The sequence below is a fragment of the Marinobacter sp. DSM 26671 genome (assembly GCF_900112835.1).
Classification (GTDB): Bacteria; Pseudomonadota; Gammaproteobacteria; order Pseudomonadales; family Oleiphilaceae; genus Marinobacter; species Marinobacter flavimaris.
On the sequence record NZ_FONF01000009.1, the window covers coordinates 94,870 to 119,315 of the forward strand.

The window sequence follows — 24,446 nt, forward strand, 5'->3', positions numbered from 1 at the left end:
ACTCCGTTCAGATACGGCGGTTTCGGAAAAGTAACAAGGCACCCGCCAGCGGGATAGCGAACCACAGCACCAGACCAATCCAGAGGCCGGTGGCGCCGATGGGCAGATCGGCACCGAGACTGAGGACGCCGCTGAGCTGGGCGGTATCGCCGAAGGCAACGATATTGAGCAGGCGGTAGATATCCGTGGGATTGAGCATCAACAGCCAGGGCAAGAGTTCAGCACTGAACTGGCCTTCACTCGCCACGAGGGTACCCAGCAGCATCAGATCGAAGATCAGCACGAAGAAGAACCAGGTCGCCAGGGCCAGGCCGGCGGCGATGGGCTTTTCGCTGACCCGGACACTGATCACGTAGGCAAGGGCAATAAAGCCCCATCCCAACAGCACGGTGGAGCCAATAAACCGCAGCATGGCTGCTGCGAGACTGGCAATGGCAACGTTTTCCACCAGCACCGCAATGGCCACGCCGGCGACGCCGAAGCCAATCACAGTGGCGAAAGCCAGGGTCAGGCCATGGCCCAGGAACTTGCCGAGCAGCAACTGGCTGCGACTGAGAGGGTAAGTCAGCAGTAACAGCAGGGTTCCACCCTCTTCTTCCCCGACGATGGCATCGTAGGCCAGCAACAGTGCAATCAACGGGATCAGGAAGATTCCAAGGCTCGCAAGGCTGGCAATGGTGGCCGGCGTGGAGGCATATCCCACCTGCCCTGAGGCGGCGGCGCCAAACCAGGCGATGCCCAAAGCCAGGGTGGCGAAAACCAGGGAAATGGCCATCAGCCAGCGGTTGCGCAGGCTGTCACTGAGTTCCTTGCGGGCAATGGTCCAGATACTGTTCATTGGCTGCCTCCCCGGTGGGCCAGGCCACCCGAACCGATAAAGTGCACGTAGATGTCTTCCAGGCTGGGTTGATGAATGCTGATATCTGCCACTTCACCCGACGCCATCACTGCATGCAGCAAGGCCATTTTATCCCTTGGCTGCACATCCACCCGCAGGCGCCCGCTATCGGACTTGATGATCAGGCCACTGCTGCTCGAAGCGCTGTCGATCACATGTTCCAGCGCCGAGATACTGTTGGCGGGATCCAGAGACAGGGTTACCGGCATATTGGCCTGTCGCCTTAATGCCGCCAGATCGCCGGCAGCCTTCAGTGCGCCATCGGTGAGAATGGCTGCACGGTCAATATAAGGTTCGACACCGGGCAGGACATGGGAACACAGCACAATGCCGGTGCCTCCCTCACACAGTTCCCGGAGCAGCCGGTACAGATCTGCCGTGGCGACCGGATCCAGACCAACGGTAGGCTCGTCCAGCATCAGCAGCTTCGGCTTGCCCAACAGCGCCTGCGCCAGACCAAGACGCTGACGCATGCCTTTCGAGTATGTCTTCGTACGAGCATCCATGGCATCGCCAAGGCCAACCTGTTCCAGCAGTTGAGGCACCTGTTGCAGGGAGGCGCCCTTCAGCCGTGCGAAATGGTTCAGAATCTCCCGACCGGTCAGCTGCGGATAGAACATCACATTCTCCGGCAGGTAACCGATATGCTGGGTTACCTGCGGATCACCGGCGTGACCACCAAGCACGGAAACCGATCCCTGGTTAGGGGTCATAAGCCCCAGGATCAGCTTGATACAGGTTGTCTTACCGGCCCCGTTATGGCCGAACAACCCAAGAATTTCCCCCGGCTCCAGAGTCAGGTCGATCCCCGTAAGGACCGGGCTCTTATCGTACCGGTAACTCACATTATCAAGGTGAAAACAGCTCATCGGTTCTCCGGTTGAAGCTCTGCGGGCATCCGCATCAGGGGATGGGAATCGGTCACACCGGCGGACTTGACCACCGGAAACGCATCCTGCACCCAGCGCAGAGTATCCACCGCCGGGCTGAACATCAGAACCTTCGCTTCCGGGTATTTCCAAAGTAGCCGGTCCACGTTGTCATTGGGCTCATAGGGCACATCGCCAACGCCGTCCTGATTCCGGTCCCAGCCCAGATAATCACTCCAGTAATTGCCCTTCTTCCCTTTTGACCACTCCTGGGTGCGGGTGGCGACATACTTGACCTGGCGCTGATTATTCACGAACGCGTTGTCAAAAACCTCGTTGTCTTCCGAGCCCGCGGTCAGATGAATGCCGATATTACTGTCGGCAAAGACATTGCCTTCAAAGGTGTTGTACAGCGAGTTGTAGATAAACACCGCCTTGCCTTCAGCCCCCTCAATGGCAACACCGGCGGTCTGCCCCTGGGACACACCCGTCACCACATTGCCCCGCAGCTCCGACTGGGTAATGAAATTCATCAGAATCCCGTAGTTCTCATCATTCACCGACCGGTTGTTAATCACCGTCAGACGCTTGCTCTGCATCAGCGCATAACCGGTTCGCGTGTTACGGGTGACATTGTTCTCCAGCAGATTATTCATCGAGTACATGTAATGAATGCCATAACGCAGATCCGCCATCTCATTGCCCCGGATCGTATTGTTATTCGCCGTCTCGATATAAATCGCATCCCGCGTCCGACGGATGTCATTGCCTTCAATCAGCGCGCCGGTGGTATTGAACAGATGAATCCCATTGCCCCGGTCATTCGGACGCAGACTGTCATCACCGCGAATCCTATTATCGCGGACCGTCACATCCGGCGTTGCATCCAACCACACCCCGAACGCCGGCCCCTGCAAACGGTTGTTCGCAACCACCGCACCCCTGGCCTCCCGAGCCACAAAAATCCCCGCATCCAGCTCGTTAAGATCGCTGCCCCAGTTGCGAACGGCACATCCGGAAAACGTCACCCCCTCGGCGATGATATCCACCGCATTGCCCTGACCGCCCGGGTCAATCACCGTCTCGGCATGGCAAGACACAGACACACCGGGCACCCGGATTGCCAGAGACGAAATCTGCTCAGGGGGAAGCTCAAAGCTCGCGCCCGGTTCCAGGGCATCAAGCTGTTCTTGCAGCTCCGCTTGCGCGGTCAGCGATAACAGAGCGACGGTCAGGGCCACTCCATAACGCATGATTCGATACATCAATGTTTTCTCAAAAGTCAGGATGAAGGAGGACTGCACCGAGTTTGGTGCAAATCGATGGTAAAGGGCTTTCCGAAACCGTTGAGGGCCATGGATGGCCCGATTCGAGCCCTACAGGGACGTACTCGCGGGCGTGTTTCGGAAAGCCCTTTACCATCGGTTTGCCACACCCAAGCCTGCGGCCTTGCCAGGGCCCATTAATGAACCCCGGCAAGAACCTCAGTGGATCAGGCTTTCTCTACAATCATGCGACCCCGCATCTCCATATGCAGCGCATGACAGAACCAGTTGCAGTAGTACCAGTGCACCCCGGGACGATCTGCCTTGAAGGTCACAGAAGAGGTCTGCTGCGGACTGACCTCCATGCTGACACCATGGTTCACCATACAGAAACCGTGGGTCACATCCTCAATGGTGTCCAGGTTGGTCACGTACACCGTCACCTCATCACCCTGCTTCACCTTGAACTCCGTCATCCCGTACTGCGGCGCAATTGAGGTCATGTAAACACGAACCTTGTTGCCATCGCGGATAACCTTGTTGTCGGCTTCCAGAGTCACGCCATCTTTCTTGGCCTGCTCAACGGCAGAGGCAAAGAACGGATCGTCACGGTCGTAGATCTTCTTGGTCTTGATCTGATCACGACGCACCAGAATGCAATCGTGAGGCTCGGCGAAGGTCGGGCCATCATGAACCAGCTTCATTTCCTCACCGGAGATATCGATCAGCTGGTCGTTCTCCGCATGCAAAGGTCCAACCGGCAGGAACCGGTCCTTGGAGAACTTCGACAGCACCACCAGCCACTTGCCATCGGCATCCCGGGATTCGGTCAGAGACGCGTGGTTGTGGCCCGGCTGATAATGCACATCCAGCTTCTGGCGGATGTAGTTCACGTCCTCGCCGTTGTAGTGCCTGATGGCATCGGCAATGTTCCACTTGCACACCTGGCTGTCGATAAACAGAGTGGTGTAGGCGTTACCCCGACCGTCGTATGTGGTGTGCAGGGGCCCAAGACCCAGCTCTGGCTCACCCACCACGGTATCACGGGGCTCAATCGCTCCGTCGAACAGGTCATCCAGCTTCTCGATCGAAATAATGGTGACCGTTGGCGACAACTTGCCATTGGCAATAAAGTACTTGCCGTCCGGGGAGGTATTCAGGCCATGCGGGTTCTTGGGAACCGGGATGTAGCGGGTCAGGTCCGAGCCTGCACGACCGTCTACCACAGGCACCTTGGAGTCGCCCAAGGTCTTGTAGTTACCGTCCCGGACTGCCTTCTCGATGCGCTCGATGTTGAACACGACGGCCCAATCCCGATCGTTGCGCATGGTGCCGGCCAGATCCAGTGCCTTCTCCGAGTTGTAGCAGGTGGCACAGGCGTATTTGCCGGTGTAGTCGGCATCGGTGTTGTCCAGGTTGCCATCCACAATCACCTGGAAGGCCACTTCCATGGTTTCCGCGTCCACCGCGTTGAACATGGTGAAGCTGCTTTCAAGGCTGGTGTCGCTGCCATCGTTCGGATGGGGGATGACATACTCGGCGTTACAGAACACGTACTTGGTCTTGGGAACCTTCTGAAGACGCAGGCCGTGAATGGCCTGAACATTCGGAATGGTGGTGATCTTGTCGCACTTCATGATGTCCAGGCGGATCCGGGCTACACGAGTGTTGGCCTTGTCGTTAATGAACAGGTATTTGCCGTCATAACGACCATCCGTCATGGAAATGTGGGGGTGATGGGAATCGCCGTTCAGGTGGGTATTGTCATGGCCCAGCACGTCCTTGCTTTCATTGCTGATCCCCCAACCGGTGGCAGAATCCACATTGAACACGGGGATGCGCATCAGTTCCCTCATGGACGGTACACCCAGAACCCGTACTTCACCGGAGTGACCACCACTCCAGAACCCGTAGTATTCGTCGAGCTCGCCGGGATGCACCACGAACTTGTTACGGGCCTCCTCGGCGGCAGCCGCAAAGGACTCCCGCGACATCACGGCAGTACCCAGGCCGGCTGCACCGGCGACTCCCGCAAGCGCAGCAGCCCCCATAAACCGACGGCGGCTCTGGCCGCTTTCCGGAAGCTCCGGCAGGTCTTTGGTCAGATCATCTCTTTTTTTCATAACATCCAACTCCGTTATTGGTAATGGCGGTTTTACTTCTCATGCTTTCTTTTTATCGGACTACTCAAGACACCTGAACCACGGGTATTTCCTCCGGGTGGCCCGGTGCGTTATGACCCCGGCGCTTGCCGCGTCGCTTGACGATCAGCGGCGGACACTTGTGGTCATCGAAATAGGTCATCTGGCAATCGAGGCAGTAATGGCATTCCATGTAGTTGATGTGGCCGTCCGGGTGGATCGCCTGGACTTCACACTCGTGATCACACAACCGGCAGGGATTGCCACACTCCTTGCGCCGTTTGAGCCAGTCGAACACTCGCAGTTTGGTCGGCAGTGCCAAAGCCGCACCCAGCGGGCACATATAGCGGCAGAACACTTTGCGGGTGAACAGGTTGACCACCAGCAGCAGGACGGCGTAGGTCACGAAGGGCCAGCTACGATCAAACTTGAGCGTGATCGCGGTCTTGAACGGCTCCACCTCGGCAAGCCGTTCGGCGGTCGCCATGGAATCCAGCGACACTCCGAACAACACCAGCAGAATGATGTACTTGATGGCCCATAGCCGCTCGTGCACGGTAAACGGCACGGTGTATTGGGGCACCTTCAACTTGCGGGCAATTTCATTCAGCAGCTCCTGCAGCGCGCCAAACGGGCACAACCAGCCACAGTAAACCGCCCTGCCCCAGAGGAGGATGATGCCGGCCACCACGGCCCAGAGGATGAACAGCATCGGATCGATCAGGAACGTGCTCCAGCTGAAGCCACTGATCAGGCTGTTCACAAACGTGAGCACGTTGACGATGGACAATTGCCCCATGGCATACCAGCCGATGAAGAACAGCGTGTAGGTCAGGAAGGCGTGGCGGATCCAGCGCATCATCTTCGGTTTTTTCACCAGCCAGTCCTGGAAAAACAGGATGAACATCAGCACGCCGATACCGATACCGAGCACCACAATCTGGAATTCCCGCTGGTACCACACCTGAACCCACATGGGCTGGTTTTCCAGCCATTCTTCCTCGGACACTACAGGCTCCGGACGGGTGTAATACTGCTCCGGAAGCTGGTACTCCAACGGAAACACCTGGAACTCGCTGTCCAGGGGGCCGGTCTGGCGCTTCACAGTGAGTTCGATTGTCCAGGGTGTACCGGGATCGAAGTTGTACTGCTGGCGAATGATGAAGATCGCCATCTCGGTGAACTCCGGCATGCCCTCGGCATAGACATCACTCAGCCGGTAGAAGTCCAGGTCACGGAAGTTAAAGGTGTCACCAAACTGGCGAATCTGGATACGGTCGAAGATGCCGCCGCGAACGTAACCCGATCCTTTGAAGGAGTATTCACCGTTGGCCATCACGGCAATGGCATGCTCGCCCTCCTCCAGCTCGGATGTCAGCCACTGGTACTGGCTCTCGCCCAGCAGATTCCGGCCGATGGTGGGCGCATCCAGGTAAGCGGCATACAGATCAATCAGCGGCTCTTTGCGTTCCTCCGGGCCCGCGGTATCAACGCCTTCGGCTTCCGTCCCCTTGAAGGAATCATCCACCTGGCCCTTGGTAAGCATTAACCGGCGCACCGAGCCGTCACCGGTCAGTTCCTGCCAGGTTTTCTGTTCAAAGGCCTGTTTGTCGACGGTCGCCAGAGGCGGACGGGTTCCATCCTCGCCTTCAACCATGCCCAGTTCCACTCCCACCCGGTGGGCAGTGCGCATGATCACTTCATTGATCACCATCACGGTCACAGTGGCCCCGGACAATCCGTCAACGGCCACCTTTCGTTCCGAAGAGGTTCCGCCCACGGTTACCCGCTGGTCGGCTTTGAGGCCCGTGTACTGATTGGTAAAGGCGTGCATCTTACTTTCAGGTATACCCACCAGAAGAATGGGTTCGTCATGGTGGATGACCTTGGCAGCCTTGATGGTGCCTTCGATATCCAGCACCACCATGGCATTGACCGGCTTTCCTGAGTAGGCGGGCGTCTGGACAAAATCCAGGGACTGATAGGCATAGCCCACCAGTTCCTTGCGGGCATAGAGCTCCTGGATCGCTCGATTGCCTTTGCGGGGAATGACCCGGGTGACATCCGGAAACGCCTGCTTGATAACCTGACGACCGGCAACGGGCTCATACTTGGCCAAAGGCGCTGCATTCAGGGCCATGGCCATGATCAATGCGAAAAAGAGAAAAACGAAGCGGGAAAAAACGGACACTGAAGACTCCCTGAAAAAAAGCGCCTTATTGCTTAAGCCTAGGCAAATTAGAGGAAAATCAAATACCTCTTATTGAATACACCTGGCTGACGAATCGATCAGATACCCGCTGTCAGCCCAGGCTGACAGCGTTTCCGTTTGAATCGAGCGGGAGGTAATTACTGATATGGCCGAGGCGGATAGACTCCACCATCATGGTCAGTGGCTGCTGCGCTTCATCACTGGATGGAGGCGTGCCTCCCCGGCCGGACATGGCGGCAACGAACACCACATCCCAGGCTTGGCCGGTGGCACGGGATTCTTCATGCAGGACATCGAAATCCGGTGCTTCATCAGGGGTTTTATCGACGCAGACCACCGGCGTCAGGGCGCCGCCTTCGCCGCGTTCAAAAGCGGCTTTTTCCTCCGGGGAGGCCTCATCCGGCAACTCCGCCCGACAGAACACGAATAGCAGACGCTGGGGTTCCTGCTGGCTATAGGAGGCCTGAATCAGGTCACTGTAACTGCTGATCATTTTGGTGAATCCTTACTGGTACCGGGCCGCTGCGATTTACGCCTGGCGGGCAATGAGCTGGTCGGACGAGGTTAGCCTGCGGACTTCGTCGCACACTTCTTCCACGGCATCTTCGCCGTAGCTCTGTCCATAATGTTTCTTGAAGCCGAATTCGTAGAGCCGGACATGCTCATCGGGCTCAACACCGATGTTCTCGAGGCAGGCCCGGGCACAGTGCAATGGGCAGCCATCAATAACGGTGATCGGGCGACCGGACCTGGCTGTTTTCACCAGGGACGGCACCTTGCCGCCGACGCCGGAGATGCAGGACATTTCGAACTCACCGGCATGATCGAGCCTTACCGCCACATTGTTGGCCAGCTGCGCCACATCAGAGCAGCCGGAACATGAGTAAATCAGTGGACGTTGCTTTCTCGATGTCACTTGTCCCCCTTTCCAAAAAGCCTGGAGGTTTGAATGTGATCCGTTACTGGCTGATCTCAATCAGACGCTGCGGATCCGAGATGAACAGTCGGCTGCGGTTGACCCGCACCAGGCCGTTGGCTTTCAGGTCCGCCAGAATCCGGGAGAAAGTCTCCGGCTGCATGGCCAGCCTGGAGGCCACCAGGCACTTGGGTAGCGGCAACTCGACTTCTCCACCCTCATCTGCGCCATTGGGCAGCAGGTCGATCAGGTAGCGGATCAGGCGGTCACGGGCGTTCTGCACGGTCATGATTTCCAGGTCGTGGAACCGGGAAACCGCGCGTTTGGCGTAATGCCGCAGGGCTGCCTGGGCGTATTTCGGGTTGCTTTCCAGCATGTCCTGGTAGGCCTTCACGGGGATCATCAGAACCTCGCTGGATTTCAGGGCCTCGGCGTAGCAGGCATACCGGGGCGGATCGGCATAGATCATGACTTCGGCGAAGCAGTCGCCAGGGGCGATGCTGTCGAGGGTTCGGTCGATGCCGGAGGAGTCCAGGCGGTAAAGACGCAAGCGGCCGGAGATCACGAAGAAGAAATGGTGCGCCGGCATGTCCTGGCGATAGAGCAGCTGGTGATGGCCAAGGCGGATTCTTCGAGATTGCTGGATCAGGTGCTGCAGGTCTTTGCCATTGAGTTCCGAGAACAGTGGATGGCTGCGCAGGGCCTGGAGGCCGTCTTCGTCGTCAAAGGGTTTGTTGACGGCGACGAGCACGGGTTTGGTGTAGCGGGTTTCGGCCGTTTGGGTCAGTGCCATTGGTGTATCCTCTCTGCATATTCATGCATGCGAAATCATGATTTAAATAGTAGAAGGATACTGGGGGAAAATCGCTCCCCCCATGGGGGTAGTCGGGGGGTTATTCGGGAGTAATTGATCTAACTCAAAGTGTTTTTTTGCTAACTAATTTGAGTCGAAAAGGCTACCGCTAGGTCTGGCGCCTGGCGCACTGAACATCGAGTACAGACTGGCAGGAACCCCCTTTCCAAAACACGCTCCTTGCGGCACATCCATGTGGCGCTTGACTGCAGCCATCCATGGCTGCAGACAGTTTTGGAAAGGGGGTTCCTGCCAGTCTCCAGGCTTTGGTCGCGCGCCTTTTACTGCATTAGTGGCGAGTCGGGCAGCTCGAGATCTACTCCTTCTACGCCAGTTTCCGCTGCCAGAACCTGCAGGTACTGACGAAACGCCCGGCGGGTTACACTCTCGCTCAGGTACTGTCGGATCTGGGGTTTGACGTGCTCATACGGGAGCTGCTGGCCGTCGATTCGCTGGTCGACGCGGACGATGTGCCAGCCGTAGCGGGTTTCGATCAGTTCCGGGTTGAGGCCTTCTTCCAGGGACAGGACGGGGCGCTCGAATTCTTCCACTGTCTGGCCCTTGCTGATCTGGCCGAGGCTGCCGCCCTGATGGCGGGACTCGCAGGCGGAGTATTGTTTGGCCAGTTCGGCGAACTGGGAGCGGCCGTTGATGAGGGACGACAGCAACTGTTGGCCGGCTTCTTCCTGGCGGATGCGTTCCTGGACGTCGTCCGGGGCGGCGGCAAGAAGGATGTGGCTGACGGCCATCAGTGTGGGGCTGCGGAAGCGGGCCGGATTGGCCTTGTAGAAGCGTTCGCAGTCCTCTTCGGTTGGGTCCGGTACGTTGAGTTCGAGTTCCAGGACACGGACAATGCGGTCTTCTTCGTCGGCAATGTCATCGAGCTTGAGACGGCAGGCCTGTTGCAGGAGGAGCTCGCGGATAACGAGGCTTCTGGCGGCTTCATGCCAGGCTTCGGCGACTTCTTCGGCCGGGTGGTGCTGCATTTCCCGGGCGATGTCGTCTTCGCCGATGAGGGTTTCACCCACGGTGACCGGCGGGAACTGGTTTCTGGGTTTTTCGGCGTCGCCGACGGGGATGAGTTGCATAGCAATAACCTCGGTAAACATGGGGTCAGATGAATGCTTTCATCCGACCCCGATTTCATTTGCATCAGGCGCGCTTGCGAACCACCTGGTACCTGCGCCCGAAATACTCCACCGGCACGCTGAGCATGTGCACCAGTCGGGTAAACGGGAAGAGTACGAAGATGGTCAGGCCCAGGAAGATGTGGGTCTTGTAGATCCAGTGCACGTCGGCAATGTAGCCGGCCACGCCGCCCTGGAGGGTCACAATGCCCTGGGCCCAGGCGGAGAACTTGAGCATGGTGCTGCCATCCAGGTGACCCATGGTGGGCAGAATGGTCAGCAGGCCGAGTGCCAGCTGAATGACAAGGATGACGATGATCATGTTGTCCGCAAAGGTGCTGCTGGCCTTGACACGTGGATCGGTCAGCCGGCGCCAGGCGAGCATGCCGCCGCCGATAATGGCCATCACGCCGGCGATCCCGCCAACCACGATTGCCATCACCTGCTTGGTGCCCGGGGTCATGAACGGCTCATAGAGTGCGTGCGGTGTCAGCAGGCCCAAGAGGTGGCCGAAGAAGATCACCAGTACGCCAACATGGAACAGCACGCTGGCCATCACCATGTTCTTCTTGCGCAACATCTGGCTGGAGTGAGCCTTCCAGGTAAACTGGCCCTGGTCGTAGCGGGCCCAGGTTCCAATCACCAGAATGGCGATCGCAATGTAGGGATAAACCCCGAAAATCAGTGTGTTCAGATAGGACATCATTTCCGTTTCCTCCTGCGCCCTCAGGCGCGCCCTGCCTGACGGGGTGTTGCATCCGTCATCAGCTGATCACTCAGGTGAATGGTCTGGGTCTGTTCCAGTTCGCGGCGGCGCTGACCAACAACGCTGCTACTGCTGCAGGAACTGCCCTGATCATCGACAAACTTCACCATTTCCTCTTCCCAGACCTTGTCCAGGGCCTCAGGCGTGTCGTCACGTTCTTCCGAGGCGACAATCTGCGCCAGCTCCTGACGATTGGCATTGCGGCCCGACAGGATCAGCAGGGAGTCCATCACCACGTGATAAAAACTCTCCCGCTGGTACAGGCGCTCGCCCAGCAGTCCGAGGATGTGGTGGATGTCCTCCAGCCAGTTCCGGATCTCATCCCAGGGGCGAGTGGAAAGGTATTCCAGGAACAGCGGCAGGTAGTCCGGCAGCTCCCGGGCGTCGATCTCCAGACCGTTGGTGCGGTACTCCTCCATCAGGTCCACCATGGCCTGGCCCCGGTCGCGGGATTCCCCGTGCACGTGCTCGAACAGCAGCAGCGACGTGGCGCGGCCTTTGTCGAACATGCCGACGTAGTTTTCCTGCATGTCCAGCAGGTCGGCATCGCATAGCATCTCCACACAGCGGAGCAGTTGCTCCTTGTTCTGCCTCGGCAGCCGGCTGTCCTCGAGGACAGCGGCAATCAGGGCGTCTTTGGAGGCCTGGAGTTCTTCGGTCGGGTACTCAAGCACCCTTGCCAGTACTTTTAAAAGTTGCATCGCGGCCTCCTTATTCCTGCAGTTGCTTCGGATCGACCTGCTTCACGGTCGACAGCTTCTGGACCATGCTGGTGGTCTGTTTACGGCCACCGAACATGTTGAACTTGCTGTCGCCGTTGCAGCCTTCACCGAAGCTGAAGCCGCAGCCGTTGCGCTCGCCATGGGCGGTGGCATCGGGGAAGGCTTCCTTCGCCAGCTCACGGTGGCTGGTGGGGATCACGAAGCGGTCCTCATAGTTGGCGATGGCCAGGTAGCGGTACATCTCGTCCGCCTGGGCCTTGGTCAGACCAGCTTCTTCAAGGGCGCGCAGGTCTTCCTTGCCTTCCACGGTCTCTGCGCGCTTGTAAAGGCGCATGGCCATGATCCGCTTGAGGGCCAGCACGATCGGCTTCTCATCACCGGCGGTAAGCAGGTTGGCCAGGTACTTCACCGGGATCCGCAAGCTTTCGATCTTCGGCAGTACGCCGTCGAACTCGACCTTGCCAGCCTCCGCGGCAGACTGAATCGGGCTCAGGGGCGGTACGTACCAGACCATGGGCAGAGTGCGGTACTCCGGGTGCAGCGGCAGGGCCAGCTTCCAGTCCACCGCCATCTTGTAGACAGGGCTCTGCTGGGCGGCTTCGATCACATTCATCGGAATGCCATCTTTCTTCGCCTGCTCGATCACTTTCGGGTCGAACGGGTCCAGGAAGATTTCCAGCTGCTTCTCGTACAGCTCGTGCTCGCCCGGGGCGCTGGCCACCTCTTCGATGCGGTCTGCGTCGTACAGCAACACACCCAGGTAGCGAATCCGGCCCACGCAGGTCTCGGAGCACACGGTTGGCATGCCAGCCTCGATCCGCGGGTAGCAGAAAATGCACTTCTCGGACTTGCCGGTTTTCCAGTTGAAGTAGATCTTCTTGTACGGGCAGCCGGAGACACACATCCGCCAGCCACGGCACTTGTCCTGGTCGATCAGGACGATGCCGTCTTCCTCACGCTTGTAGATGGCACCGCTGGGGCAGCTGGCAACGCAGGCCGGGTTCAGGCAGTGCTCGCACAGGCGCGGCAGGTACATCATGAAGGTGTTTTCAAACTGGCCGTAGATGTCCGCCTGCACCTGGTCAAAGTTCTTGTCCTTGCGGCGCTTGGCGAACTCGGTACCGAGAATCTCTTCCCAGTTCGGGCCCCATTCGATTTTTTGCATGCGCTGGCCGGAAATCAGCGAGCGCGGCCGTGCCACCGGCTGGTGCTTGGTGTCGCCAGCGGTGTGCAGGTGCTGGTAATCGAAATCAAACGGCTCGTAGTAATCGTCGATCTGTGGCAAATCGGGGTTGGCGAAGATGTTCGCCAGTACCCGGAAACGGCCACCGATCTTCGGGCGGATCTTGCCGGAGCTGTCACGCATCCAGCCGCCCTTCCACTTGTCCTGGTTCTCCCACTCTTTCGGGTAGCCGATACCGGGCTTGGTTTCGACGTTATTAAACCAGGCGTACTCCATGCCTTCACGGCTGGTCCATACGTTTTTGCAGGTCACTGAACAGGTGTGGCAACCGATGCACTTGTCCAGGTTCAGCACCATGCCGACTTGGGAACGGATTTTCATTTTACAGCCTCCTGAACAGTGTCATTGCCTTCACCGTCGAGCCAGTCGACGTTGTGCATCTTGCGAACCACCACGAATTCGTCGCGGTTGGAGCCTACGGTGCCGTAGTAGTTGAAGCCGTAGGAATACTGGGCGTAACCGCCAATCATGTGGGTCGGTTTCGGGCACACACGGGTAACCGAGTTATGGATACCGCCGCGGGTGCCGGTGATTTCCGAGCCCGGAATGTTCACGATCCGCTCCTGGGCGTGGTACATCATGACCATGCCCGGCATCACTCGCTGGCTGACCACTGCCCGGGCTGCAATCGCGCCATTGGCGTTGAACAGCTCGATCCAGTCGTTGTCTTCGATCGCCAGTTCTTTGGCATCGTCTTCACTCAGCCACACGATTGGCCCACCGCGTGAAAGGGTCAGCATCAGCAGGTTGTCGCTGTAGGTGCTGTGAATACCCCACTTCTGGTGCGGCGTAATCCAGTTCAGCGCTTTCTCGGCATTGCCGTTGCTGCGCTGGTTCAGCATGCTGCTGACCGTCTTGGTGTTGATCGGCGGACGGTAGACCAGCAGGCTTTCGCCAAAGGCGCGCATCCACTCGTGGTCCTGGTAGAACTGCTGACGGCCGGTCAGGGTGCGCCAGGGGATCAGTTCGTGGACGTTGGTGTAGCCGGCGTTGTAGGACACGTGCTCGTCTTCCAGGCCAGACCAGGTCGGGCTGGAAATGATCTTGCGCGGCTGCGCCACGATGTCCCGGAAGCGGATTTTTTCCTCTTCCTTGTTGGTGGCCAGATGGGTGTGGTCCAGACCGGTAATGTCGGAGAGCGCCTGCCAGGCCTTGACCGCAACCTGGCCGTTGGTTTCCGGCGCCAGAGTCAGGATCACTTCCGCCGCATCGATGGCGCTCTCAATTTTCGGGCGGCCGGCGTTGGCACCGTCGATGTGCTTGAAGTTCAGGTCCCCCAGGAACTTCACCTCTTTCTCGGTGTTCCAGTTGATGCCTTTGCCACCGTTCCCCAGCTTGTCCATGAGCGGGCCAAGGGAGGTAAAGCGCGCGTAGGTGTTCGGGTAATCCCGCTCAACGGTCATGAAATTGGGCGCCGTCTTGCCCGGGATCAGCTCGCACTCGCCGCGCTTCCAGTCCTTCACATCGAACGGCTGGCCCAGCTCGGCCGGCGCGTCGTGCAGCAACGGCAGGGTGACCACGTCTTTCTCGACACCGAGATGGCCTTCGGTGGCTTTCGAGAACGCCTTGGCGATGCCCTTGTAGATTTCCCAGTCACTGCGCGCTTCCCAGGCAGGATCGGTGGCTGCGGTCAGCGGGTGGATGAACGGGTGCATATCCGAGGTGTTCAGGTCGTTCTTCTCGTACCAGGTGGCCGTCGGCAGGACGATGTCGGAATACAGGCAGGTGGTGGACATGCGGAAGTCCAGAGTCACCAGCAGGTCGAGCTTGCCTTCCGGCGCCTCGTCATGCCATTTGACCTCTTTCGGCTTGGCGCCACCTTCGTGGCCCAGGTCCTTGCCCTGCAGGCCACTCTTGGTGCCCAGCAGATATTTCAGCATGTACTCGTGGCCCTTACCCGAGGAACCCAACAGGTTGGAGCGCCAGATGAACAGGTTGCGCGGGTGGTTCTGGGGCGCTTCCGGATCCTCACTGGCAAACGCCAGGGAGCCGTCCTTCATGGATTGCGCCACATAATCAGCCACTTCCATACCCGCCTTTTCAGCCTCGGCCGCAATACCCAGCGGGTTGCGGTTCAGCTGCGGCGCAGACGGCAGCCAGCCCATACGCTCGGCGCGCACGTTGTAGTCGATCAGGCTGCCACCGAATTTGGATTTGTCCGCCAGCGGAGACAGGATCTCGTCAACACCCAGCTTCTCGTAGCGCCACTGCCCGGAGTGCGCGTAAAAGAAGGAGGTGGAGTTCATGTGCCGGGGCGGACGCTGCCAGTCCAGACCAAACGCCAGCGGTTGCCAGCCGGTCTGCGGGCGCAACTTCTCCTGGCCAACGTAGTGGGCCCAGCCACCACCGCTCTGGCCGATACAGCCACACATGATCAGCATGTTGATCAGGCCACGGTAGTTCATGTCCATGTGGTACCAGTGGTTCATACCGGCACCGACGATGACCATGGAACGACCTTTGGTCTTGTCGGCGTTGTCCGCGAACTCACGGGCAATGCGGATCACTTTCTCGGCGGGCACGCCGGTGATCTTTTCCTGCCAGGCCGGGGTGTAGGGCTTCACCTCGTCATAGGAAGTGGCACCGTCATCCTCGCCCAGGCCACGGCTGATGCCATAGTTGGCGACCATCAGATCATAGACAGTCACCACGCGCCCTTCGGAGCCATCCGCCAGCTTTACCTTGCGGGTACCCAGCTTGTGCTTGAGCACATCCTTGATTTCCACATGCTTGAAGTGGTCGTGCTCGATACCACCGAAGTACGGGAAGGCCACGTCCACAACGTCGTCGTGTTTCTCGACCATGGACAGCTGCAGGTTGACGTCGGAGCCCTTGGCGGTCTGTTTCAGGTTCCACTTGCCCTTTTCGCCCCAGCGATAGCCAATAGAGCCATTGGGAGCCGTCAGCTCACCGGAAGCCTCGTCGATTGCGATGGTTTTCCACTCGGGGTTGTTCTCTTCACCCAGACCGTCTACCAGGTCACTGGCGCGCAGGAACCGGCCCGGCACGAAGCTGCCGTCGTCCTTTTCTTCCAGCATGACCAGGTAAGGCATGTCGGTGTAGCGACGCACGTAGTCGGTGAAGTACTCACTGGGCTTGTCGACGTGGAACTCTTTCAGGATGACGTGGCCCATGGCCATGCCCAGGGCGGCGTCTGTGCCCTGCTTCGGATTCATCCACTCGTCGGACAGCTTGGAAACTTCGGCGTAGTCCGGCGTGATGGCAACGGTCTTGGTGCCTTTGTAGCGCACTTCGGTGAAGAAGTGAGCATCGGGGGTACGGGTCTGGGGCACGTTGGAGCCCCAGGCAATGATGTAGCCGGAGTTGTACCAGTCCGCGGATTCAGGCACGTCGGTCTGCTCGCCCCAGGTTTGCGGGGAGGCCGGCGGCAGATCGCAGTACCAGTCGTAGAAGCTCATGCAAACGCCGCCAATCATCGACAGGTAGCGGCTACCAGCCGCGTAGGAGACCATGGACATGGCAGGAATGGGCGAGAAGCCGATGATGCGGTCCGGGCCATACTTCTTGGCGGTGTAGACGTTGGAGGCGCCAATCAGCTCGTTGACTTCGTCCCAGCTGGAACGCACGAAGCCGCCCATACCCCGGCGCGGCTTGTACTCCGCCGTTTTCTTGGGATCTTCAACAATGGACGCCCAGGCATCCACCGGATCCTTGTGCTCAACTTTCGCCGCGCGCCAGAGCTTCATCAGGTGCTTGCGCATCAACGGGTACTTCAGGCGGTTGGCGCTGTACATGTACCAGGAGTAGCTGGCACCACGTGGGCAACCGCGGGGTTCATGGTTGGGCAGATCCGGACGGGTACGGGGGTAATCGGTCTGCTGGGTTTCCCAGGTCACCAGGCCGTTCTTGACGTAGATTTTCCAGCTGCAGGAACCGGTGCAGTTGACGCCGTGGGTGGAACGCACGATCTTGTCGTGCTGCCAGCGCTGGCGGTAGCTGTCTTCCCACTCGCGACTGACTTCGTGGGTTTCGCCATGGCCGTTGGCGAACGGCTCGCGCTTCTTCCTGAAGTAATTCAGTTTATCGATCAAATGACTCATGGTCTCTTTCTCCATCAACCCGTCTGCTGGATCGTTGCTCCGATTTGAGACCATTGTGTGTGAGAAAAACCGCGAAATCTGCGTGGTTACTACCTCATAACCCGCTTCTACCACCCAGGGGGTAGGCGGCCTATATCCCCGGGTGGAGAAGGTGCTCGCGCTCGTGCCGGCGACTTTCCCGGGCAAACAGGAACAGGCAGCCCACAAGTAAGAGGAAGAGAATCATGAAGACCGCACTGCGGATGCCCAGCCAGTGGTTCACACTGCTGAAGATCACTGGTAGAAGAAACGCCACGGAACAGGCGCTAACCAGAAGCAGCCCGGCAACAAAGGCCGCCACAGGCCGATTTTCGATAATGACCAGCCGCTGGAGACTCCCCATGGTGCAACCCATGGCCAGCCCGAGAGTCACCACAAACACGCTCTCGACCTGCATGGGCAGGGCAAATTCAACACGGATCATGGCGTCGACGCCCTGGATGAAGAGCGTCATGGGTGGGTAGGACAGAACAAACAGCGCAATCAGGCAGACAACCAGAGCCCGGCTGACAACTCTTGCACTGCCGAACCGATCGGAAAAACCTCCGCCAGCGATCTGGGCCAGGGCTCCCGGAATAACAAACCATTGCGCCAGCCGGGCACCGGAATCCACCGGCAGCTCGAACTGTGACGACAGATAATCCGGCAGCCACAGCGCCAGGGCAAAGAAACTACCGGCAACAATGCCAAAATAGCCGCAGAGCTGACCGGCTCTCTTTGACTGCATCTGGCGCAACAAAATCCTGACTGACGTTTCAGCGCTCGGGTCCGCCGCCGCGTCTTCCGGATCGGTCAGCATGACCAGCAAGGCAAGAACCAGCACCAGGACGATGAGGTACGCCAGCGGCACCCCGTGCCAGGAAAAAGCTTCATGAAATAGAGGCACGAGGTAGTAGTTGAATCCGGCGCCGGTGACTCCGGCACCGAATACCCCCAGGACAAGGCCCAGGCGTGGAGATTCACAGTGTCCCGTCACGAACTGTAACCCGGCACTGTAGAATCCGCCCGCCAGCCCCAATCCGCCAGCGGCGATCAGGTAGCCTGGAAAGGTGTCGGTGATTAAAAGTATCAGCATGCAGGCGGCAAGTCCGGCCAGACAGATCAGCATGATCCGACGGGCACCGAATTTCTGTGCAGCAATCCCTGCCGGAACGGCGAGTGCTGCCCCAACCGCCATCGGCATCGCCAGCAGGAAGCCAAACTGGATGTCGCTGAGATCCAGTTCCAGGCGCAGGTGGACTCCGGCTACCGCGAACAGGGTCCAGCATCCGGCAGCAACAACGAAGCCCGCCATCGCCAGCGGCAGTACCACCGCCAGTGACGCCAGCCGGTCCTCTGCACCATCCCTTTCGGACTTCATTGCTTTTGCTCTGCTAAAAACCTGCTTTTCAGTTTCATCTTTTGATCATAAAAGGGTCAAAGATTATGATGGGTTACCAACCATTGGGGTAATTGACTATCCTCAAGGAGGTATCAGGGACTGTCCGGGCCGGGCATAATTCAGTCCGTCCCGCCAAATACACCGATGCGCAAAAGAGTCGATGACACCCAGAAGCCCGCTTGTAACCCGAATCGCCATCGTTGTTGGCGCCGTGGTGCTGACAGCCATTGTCAGCATGGCGACCACGCTTGCGGTTTCCAAAAGCATTGAAGGCAATGCCACTGCCATCAATCTGGCAGGTGCCTTGCGCATGGGGGCATTCCAGTTACTGGCCCGGAGTGCCGGCCCGGAAGCGCCGGCATCGGGGTTAGACTCCATCGTGCAGATGCTCGACCGTTACGAGGCCAAGCTGGCCGATTCGAGCATTACCCATGCGATCCCCGAGAGCCGGGAGCATCCGCTTGCCATTCAGTACCAGATGATTCTGGAATCCTGGCAAACCATGCTCCGGCCGGCCATGCAGAATCACGATCAGGGCACGCCCATAACCGTGAATATGCTCGCCTCAACGCAACAATACGTTGATCGCGTGGACCAGCTGGTCAAGATGCTGGAACAACGCACCGAGGCGCGCATTGACCTGCTGCACCTGATCCAGATCATCAGTCTGGCCTTTTCAATCCTGATCATCGTCGCGCTGTTCATTGACCTGAAAAACCGGATTCTGCGGCCATTGCGCAAGCTGGTGAGCATTGCCAACGCCGTTGGCGAACAGGATTTCTCCCGCCGAGCCGACCTGGCCGGCTCTGACGAGCTCGCGCAACTGGGCCAGGCCTTCGACCAGATGACCAGCGAGCTGGCATTGACTTACCACGAGCTGGAGGAACGGGCGCGCCTGAAAACGGAAGAGCTCGAAAAAAGCCACACGGCCCTCCAGCTGCTGCACTCGGCAAGCCGCGACCTGTTCGCCAAGCACGATCTGTGTCACGGGGCGATCCCCATGCTTCAGGAACTTGAGCAGCTTCTGGGCATCGGGCCGATCCGCCTCTTTCTCCATGACAAGCAGTCCTCGGAACCGGTGGAAGCCATCACGACAGCCACCCGGGAACGCCCTTTCTACTGCCGCGATCATCATTGCAATGCCTGCCTGGTGACACCAGAGGCGTATGACGAGCTTCCCGTGGAAGCCAACGACGGTCGCAGACTCCTGCTTCCAATTCGCACCCCAGGGCAATTACTGGGTACTTTGGAAGTCTGGTACCCGGCCAAGGAAGGCCTGTCAAAAACCAACCGCCGCCTGCTGGAAACCCTCAGCGACCAGCTGGCCACCGCCATTTTTCTGGAACGTCAGATCACCGAGGAGCAGCAGCAGACCCTCGCCGAGGAGCGCACCGTGATCGCGCGGGAGCTTCATGATTCTCTGGCCCAGTCGCTCTCATACCTGAAAATGCAGGTGGCCCGATTGCGCCGCCTCAATATTGAGGGCGAGAAGCAAGAGATTCACGAGGCCATTCTCGATGAACTGAGTAACGGCCTGAACAGTGCTTACCGGCAGCTCAGGGAGCTGCTGGCTACCTTCCGCCTGAAGCTTGATACGCCGGACCTGTTTACTGCCCTCCAAAAGACCATTGAAGAGTTCTCGGAGCGGTTGGGTAAACCGGTTGAGCTGCACTACAATCTGCCACCGCAAACCTTGTCCCCAAACGAGGAGATCCATACCCTTCAGATCGTGAGGGAAGGTCTGGCCAACGCGGTTAAACATGCGGATGCCACAGACATAACCGTGGATGTCCTGTTCGAATCACCGCAGGTGCGGGTTCGGATTCGGGACAATGGCAAGGGGCTGCCCGGCAGTGATCAGCCCGTCAATCACTACGGCCTGATCATCATGCAGGATCGTGCCCGAACGCTGGGCGGCAAAGTCGAAGTAAGCAACCGGGAGGAAGGGGGTGTGGAAGTCACCCTGGGCTACGTCCCCAAAAGCCGTAATCTGATTCCTACAGAAGCATCAAATGCCTGACAACAAGAGAGAACCTGATGTCTGAGTCACCCGCAAGTGTTCTGCTGATCGATGATCACCCGCTTCTTCGCCAGGGCATCAAACAGCTGATCGACATGGAAGACGATATGGTCGTGGCTGGCGAGGCCAGCAACGCTGCCGACGGCATCCGGCTGGCAACCGAGCTGGAGCCAGACCTGATCCTGATGGACCTGAACATGCCGGAGATGGACGGCATTGAAGCCCTCAAGAAGTTGCGGGAACAAAACATCAGTTCCCGCATTGTCATGTTCACAGTCTCTGATCAGGAAGACGACGTGGTAGCGGCTCTCCGGGCCGGCGCTGACGGTTACCTGCTGAAGGACATGGAGCCGGAAGACATGATCACCCAGCTCCATCAGGCGGCGGTCGGCAAAATGGTCATCAGCGACCGACTCACCACGCTGCTGGCCGAAGCCCTGCGCTCCCACAAGCCCCAGCAGGCATCACGCCCGGATTTTGACAGCCTGACCCCAAGGGAAAAGGATATCCTGCGCCTGATCGCCGAGGGACTATCCAACAAGATGATTGGCCGCAAACTCGACATCAGTGACGGAACGGTCAAGGTGCACGTGAAGCACCTGCTGAAGAAACTCAACCTGCGCTCCCGGGTGGAAGTGGCCGTCTGGGCGGTAGAGGAAGGCCTTCACAAGGGCTGAGTTATATCAAATCCTTCCGGAGAACTTTGCTTTACTCTAGGCCGGTTACTGACCGCCCGGAGTAAAGCATGGCTTTTCCACTAGCTTCCATCACCTCCCTGGACTCTCCCCTCGTGGAGCAAACGTTTTCGGTCTTTCGGGAATACCTGCCCTCCCCCGTGCCCATGCTGGGCGCCATTGATCGCCGAGTCCCGGTGCCCCTGAAGCAGCTGGCCGTAGAAGCGCCGCTTAATCGCATTTTTGCCCGGGCAATCGAAGACGGAGAATTTGATGACTTCGAAGGGCGGCGTATTCGCCTCGAGGTGCATGGCGGACAACCCGGTATCACCATTGGCTTCTGGGCCGCGCGCCTCAGGGTGGTCGACGGCCCTGGCGAGGCAACCATCCGCGGCTCACTGGCTGCTTTCAGAACGCTCGCGGAACGCAGGCAGGATCCCGATCAGTTGTTTTTCCAGCGTCGGCTGGTCATTGAAGGCGACACCGAACTGGGGTTGTCGCTCAAGAATCTATTGGACAGTATCGAATGGCGTTTCCACCTTCGTTATCTGCTGATGCGATGATGTTTCAGACTTATTGGTTATTCTGCCATCGGGACGGGGCGAAAATGAGAGAGTAGCGCAAAGTGAACAGTAAACAGTTAAAAATAATGGCATAACCACCAAGTGCAATCTGCAACTACTCCCGATGGGGTAGGCCTTTCCTGGGTATGGCGCCTTCCGCAGCAATGGGTGAAAATCAAACGATGATTTTTCCAACGCAAATTCGCCAGATCCCATGAACAGCGCTCCACCTTTTTCAGCAGAACCGTTTGCCGTTGCTGACCGTCTAAAAACCCCTGTCTGGGTTTTCGATATTGAAAACCTCGGTATGTGCTGGGCCAACGCTGCCGGCGTAAGGATATGGGGCGCCAAAAATCTGGAAGAACTGCTTTCGAGGGATTTCGCTACTGAAATTTCGGTTTCCGCCCGAGCCCGCCTCCTAGACTATCTGGCCCGATTCAAGGCCGGCGAAACGGTGCTCGAGACCTGGACCCTCTACCCCAACGGTGAGCCTGTGCCCATGCGTTGCGTCTGCTCCAGCTTTCCCCTGCAGAATGGCCAGGGAATGCTGGTAGAGGCGCAGCCTGTTACAGAGCCAGACATTCAGGCCCTTCGCGCCCAGGAAGCTCTGCGTCATACCCCAACGCTTATGTCCGCCTTTGATATGCAGGGCAACTTGCTCACCCGTAATCCGTCGGCTATGACCATTCTGTCGGCTGACGCAGATTTAACCAGCAGCTTCGCTCGTCAGTCAGACAAGAAAGACGTGCGCCTCTGGGCGGAAAGCGATGCAGAAAGCTACTCGCTGGAAGCACCAGTTCAGACAAGCGCCGGGGAACGTTGGCACCGGGTGGATTTTCGACGTACTCTCGACCCTGCGACAGGTGAGCGCGTCATACTAGCCAGTGAGATAGACATAACCGCCCGAATGGAAAGCGAAACGGCCCTGATCAACGCCCGCGAACGATTAGCTGCTCTGCTGCAGAGCCTTCGGGGAGGGATTGTGGTGGAAGATGAAAACCGAAAAATGCTGCTTGCCAACCAGAGCTTCTGTGACATTTTCAGCATTCCTGTGCCACCGGAATCACTTCATGGAATGGACTGTGCGGCCGCCGCAGAGCAGAGCAAGACTTTCTTCCGCGACCCAGACTCTTTTATCGCAGGTATTGAAGCCGCATTACTTGCCAGGCAAACGAAAACAGATGAGCTGCACCTGTCCGATGGACGGATCCTGGAGCGTACCTATATCCCCGTCTTCAATGAGCAGACTTACGTTGGCCACCTCTGGCAGTACTGGGACATAACCGACCACAAAAAGACCATGGCCAAGCTTGAGCACGAGGCCTTCCACGACCCCCTGACCGGACTATGGAACCGGCGACGTTTCGAACAATCGCTGCTGGAAACTCACGAAGAAGCAATCCGGTACAGCCAGCCTTACTCCCTTGTGCTTGTCGACATTGACCACTTTAAGAGGGTCAACGATCAATTCGGCCATGACGCAGGGGATGTAACCTTACAGATCTTGACCGACGAGCTACGGCAGCGCCTGAGGCAGGCAGACCGGCTGGCACGATGGGGCGGAGAAGAATTTGTACTGCTACTTCCGCAAACTTCATTGGAAGGGGCGCTGCTATTGGCCGATGCCCTTCGCGAGAGAGTCAAGGAAGCATCCTTTCCTCTGGTAGGCCACCTGACAATTAGCCTTGGCGTTGCAGAAGTTTCACCGGAAGAACTGCCCCACCACGCGTTGATTCGGGCGGACAAGGCTTTATTCAGAGCCAAGACCAATGGTCGAGACCGGGTAGAGGCAGCGGAATCGGCCACCCAGAGAACCCGTCCCGATTGAGCCTGTCTTCTAACAGCACTAACGCACCCAAGTTAAACCCAATATCGAGGATAATCTGATGAGTAGAGAAAAGACTGAACTCCCCAAAACCTTTGTTGCTTTCAGCGATCGATTTCCAGAACTTCAAGATGCGCACCAGCAGCTTGGCAAAGTCCTCGCCGATGCAGGCCCTCTGGATGAAAAGTCGCGTGCCCTGGTTAAGCTCGGCGTATGCGTGGGTGCAGGTCGCGAATCCGCGTTGAAGTCCCACATTCGTCGGAGTCTGGAACTGGGCATCACACGCAAGGAAATTGAGCACGCGTTGGTGCTGGGTATGAATTCAATAGGCTTTCCGGCAACGGTAGCGGCCTGGCAGTGGGCGCAGGAAGCGCTAAGCAAGGAATAAGGTTCGCGAACAGATCAAGAAGGGGCGAGCGTTCTCAACAATCTGGGCGGCCTGGAAGGCGAGGTCCGCCACCCTCTAACTATTCAGAGTTGGTCGTTCAAAATATAATCCCGGAGCGCCACAGCATTGTTGTGCTCGGTATCCTTCGCGGCAAACACAAGCGTTATGCGGTCATGTTGCTCAAGCAGTTTCCTGAATGCCTCAAGATCCTCGCTGGCATCACCTGATGTCAGCTCATCAAGGTACCGCTCCCGAAACTCCGGCCATTTTCCCGGATCATGACCGAACCACTTCCGCAGTTCAGTTGACGGCGCCAATCCTTTCAGCCAATGGGCTATATGCGCATTTTCTTTGGCCACCCCTCTAGGCCAGATACGATCAACCAGTACCCGCTGCCCGTCTGAGCGGGCGGGTTGTTCATAGGCACGTTTCAGGCGAATATCCATCAGCGCTCTCCGCATGGAAGTTCCAGATCATAGAATT

At 58.1% G+C, this 24,446-nt stretch carries 20 protein-coding genes; 5 read left to right on the forward strand and 15 right to left on the reverse strand.

What is annotated here, in order from left to right; translation table 11 throughout:
• Positions 1 to 7 precede the first annotated feature (7 nt).
• The 14 genes from BM035_RS11945 to BM035_RS12010 form a co-directional block, all read right to left on the reverse strand.
• Positions 8 to 838, reverse strand: a complete 831-nt coding sequence (locus tag BM035_RS11945; protein WP_092032038.1) for an ABC transporter permease — start codon at positions 836 to 838, stop codon at positions 8 to 10.
• On the reverse strand, positions 835 to 1,767 hold the full coding sequence (locus BM035_RS11950; protein WP_053112949.1) for an ABC transporter ATP-binding protein: 933 nt from the start codon (positions 1,765 to 1,767) through the stop codon (positions 835 to 837). Before BM035_RS11950 ends, BM035_RS11945 begins: the two co-directional genes overlap by 4 nt.
• Positions 1,764 to 3,032 (reverse strand): nitrous oxide reductase family maturation protein NosD, encoded by a 1,269-nt coding sequence (locus BM035_RS11955; protein WP_092032133.1) that lies wholly within the window; start codon positions 3,030 to 3,032, stop codon positions 1,764 to 1,766. Before BM035_RS11955 ends, BM035_RS11950 begins: the two co-directional genes overlap by 4 nt.
• 227 nt (positions 3,033 to 3,259) lie before the next feature.
• The gene (gene nosZ, locus BM035_RS11960; protein ID WP_053112950.1) at positions 3,260 to 5,155 is read right to left on the reverse strand and encodes a TAT-dependent nitrous-oxide reductase; all 1,896 of its coding nucleotides are present in this window, start codon (positions 5,153 to 5,155) and stop codon (positions 3,260 to 3,262) included.
• 64 nt (positions 5,156 to 5,219) lie between these two features.
• Positions 5,220 to 7,319 (reverse strand): transcriptional regulator NosR, encoded by a 2,100-nt coding sequence (gene nosR / locus BM035_RS11965; RefSeq protein ID WP_092032136.1) that lies wholly within the window; start codon positions 7,317 to 7,319, stop codon positions 5,220 to 5,222.
• 157 nt (positions 7,320 to 7,476) lie between these two features.
• On the reverse strand, positions 7,477 to 7,878 hold the full coding sequence (locus BM035_RS11970) for a hypothetical protein (protein WP_053112951.1): 402 nt from the start codon (positions 7,876 to 7,878) through the stop codon (positions 7,477 to 7,479).
• Positions 7,879 to 7,914: 36 nt separating this feature from the next.
• Positions 7,915 to 8,301, reverse strand: a complete 387-nt coding sequence (locus BM035_RS11975) for a putative zinc-binding protein (protein WP_053112952.1) — start codon at positions 8,299 to 8,301, stop codon at positions 7,915 to 7,917.
• 43 nt (positions 8,302 to 8,344) lie between these two features.
• A complete protein-coding gene (locus BM035_RS11980; protein WP_008175395.1) occupies positions 8,345 to 9,094 on the reverse strand; it encodes a Crp/Fnr family transcriptional regulator in 750 nt (249 codons plus the stop codon).
• Positions 9,095 to 9,435: 341 nt separating this feature from the next.
• Entirely contained in the window at positions 9,436 to 10,242 is an 807-nt protein-coding gene (locus tag BM035_RS11985) for a peptidylprolyl isomerase (RefSeq protein WP_092032138.1), read from the reverse strand.
• Between the two features lie 64 nt (positions 10,243 to 10,306).
• Positions 10,307 to 10,984: a respiratory nitrate reductase subunit gamma gene (gene narI, locus BM035_RS11990; protein WP_092032141.1), complete on the reverse strand. Its 678-nt coding sequence runs from the start codon at positions 10,982 to 10,984 to the stop codon at positions 10,307 to 10,309.
• A gap of 23 nt (positions 10,985 to 11,007) precedes the next feature.
• Positions 11,008 to 11,748: a nitrate reductase molybdenum cofactor assembly chaperone gene (gene narJ, locus BM035_RS11995; RefSeq protein ID WP_062781175.1), complete on the reverse strand. Its 741-nt coding sequence runs from the start codon at positions 11,746 to 11,748 to the stop codon at positions 11,008 to 11,010.
• Positions 11,749 to 11,758: 10 nt separating this feature from the next.
• Complete coding sequence (gene narH / locus BM035_RS12000; protein WP_062781173.1) at positions 11,759 to 13,333, reverse strand: nitrate reductase subunit beta; 1,575 nt, start codon at positions 13,331 to 13,333, stop codon at positions 11,759 to 11,761.
• The gene (locus BM035_RS12005; RefSeq protein ID WP_092032143.1) at positions 13,330 to 17,073 is read right to left on the reverse strand and encodes a nitrate reductase subunit alpha; all 3,744 of its coding nucleotides are present in this window, start codon (positions 17,071 to 17,073) and stop codon (positions 13,330 to 13,332) included. Before BM035_RS12005 ends, narH begins: the two co-directional genes overlap by 4 nt.
• A gap of 130 nt (positions 17,074 to 17,203) precedes the next feature.
• On the reverse strand, positions 17,204 to 18,472 hold the full coding sequence (locus BM035_RS12010) for an MFS transporter (RefSeq protein WP_053112953.1): 1,269 nt from the start codon (positions 18,470 to 18,472) through the stop codon (positions 17,204 to 17,206).
• A 181-nt stretch (positions 18,473 to 18,653) separates the two neighbouring features.
• Here BM035_RS12010 and BM035_RS12015 point away from each other — a divergent pair, with 181 nt between their 5' ends.
• The 5 genes from BM035_RS12015 to BM035_RS12035 all read left to right on the forward strand — a co-directional run bounded on the left by BM035_RS12015 (position 18,654) and on the right by BM035_RS12035 (position 23,963).
• On the forward strand, positions 18,654 to 20,513 hold the full coding sequence (locus BM035_RS12015) for a HAMP domain-containing protein (RefSeq protein ID WP_053112954.1): 1,860 nt from the start codon (positions 18,654 to 18,656) through the stop codon (positions 20,511 to 20,513).
• 17 nt (positions 20,514 to 20,530) lie between these two features.
• Complete coding sequence (narL, locus tag BM035_RS12020; protein ID WP_053112955.1) at positions 20,531 to 21,190, forward strand: two-component system response regulator NarL; 660 nt, start codon at positions 20,531 to 20,533, stop codon at positions 21,188 to 21,190.
• Between the two features lie 68 nt (positions 21,191 to 21,258).
• The gene (ubiT, locus tag BM035_RS12025) at positions 21,259 to 21,750 is read left to right on the forward strand and encodes a ubiquinone anaerobic biosynthesis accessory factor UbiT (RefSeq protein WP_227507822.1); all 492 of its coding nucleotides are present in this window, start codon (positions 21,259 to 21,261) and stop codon (positions 21,748 to 21,750) included.
• Between the two features lie 214 nt (positions 21,751 to 21,964).
• A complete protein-coding gene (locus BM035_RS12030) occupies positions 21,965 to 23,578 on the forward strand; it encodes a sensor domain-containing diguanylate cyclase (RefSeq protein WP_092032041.1) in 1,614 nt (537 codons plus the stop codon).
• Between the two features lie 58 nt (positions 23,579 to 23,636).
• Positions 23,637 to 23,963: a carboxymuconolactone decarboxylase family protein gene (locus BM035_RS12035; protein WP_053112957.1), complete on the forward strand. Its 327-nt coding sequence runs from the start codon at positions 23,637 to 23,639 to the stop codon at positions 23,961 to 23,963.
• A gap of 83 nt (positions 23,964 to 24,046) precedes the next feature.
• Here the strand turns inward: BM035_RS12035 and BM035_RS12040 are convergent, their stop codons facing one another.
• Positions 24,047 to 24,409 carry a DUF488 domain-containing protein gene (locus BM035_RS12040; protein WP_053115463.1) on the reverse strand — a complete coding sequence of 121 codons (363 nt, stop codon included), beginning with the start codon at positions 24,407 to 24,409 and terminating at the stop codon, positions 24,047 to 24,049.
• Between the last annotated feature and the right edge of the window lie 37 nt (positions 24,410 to 24,446).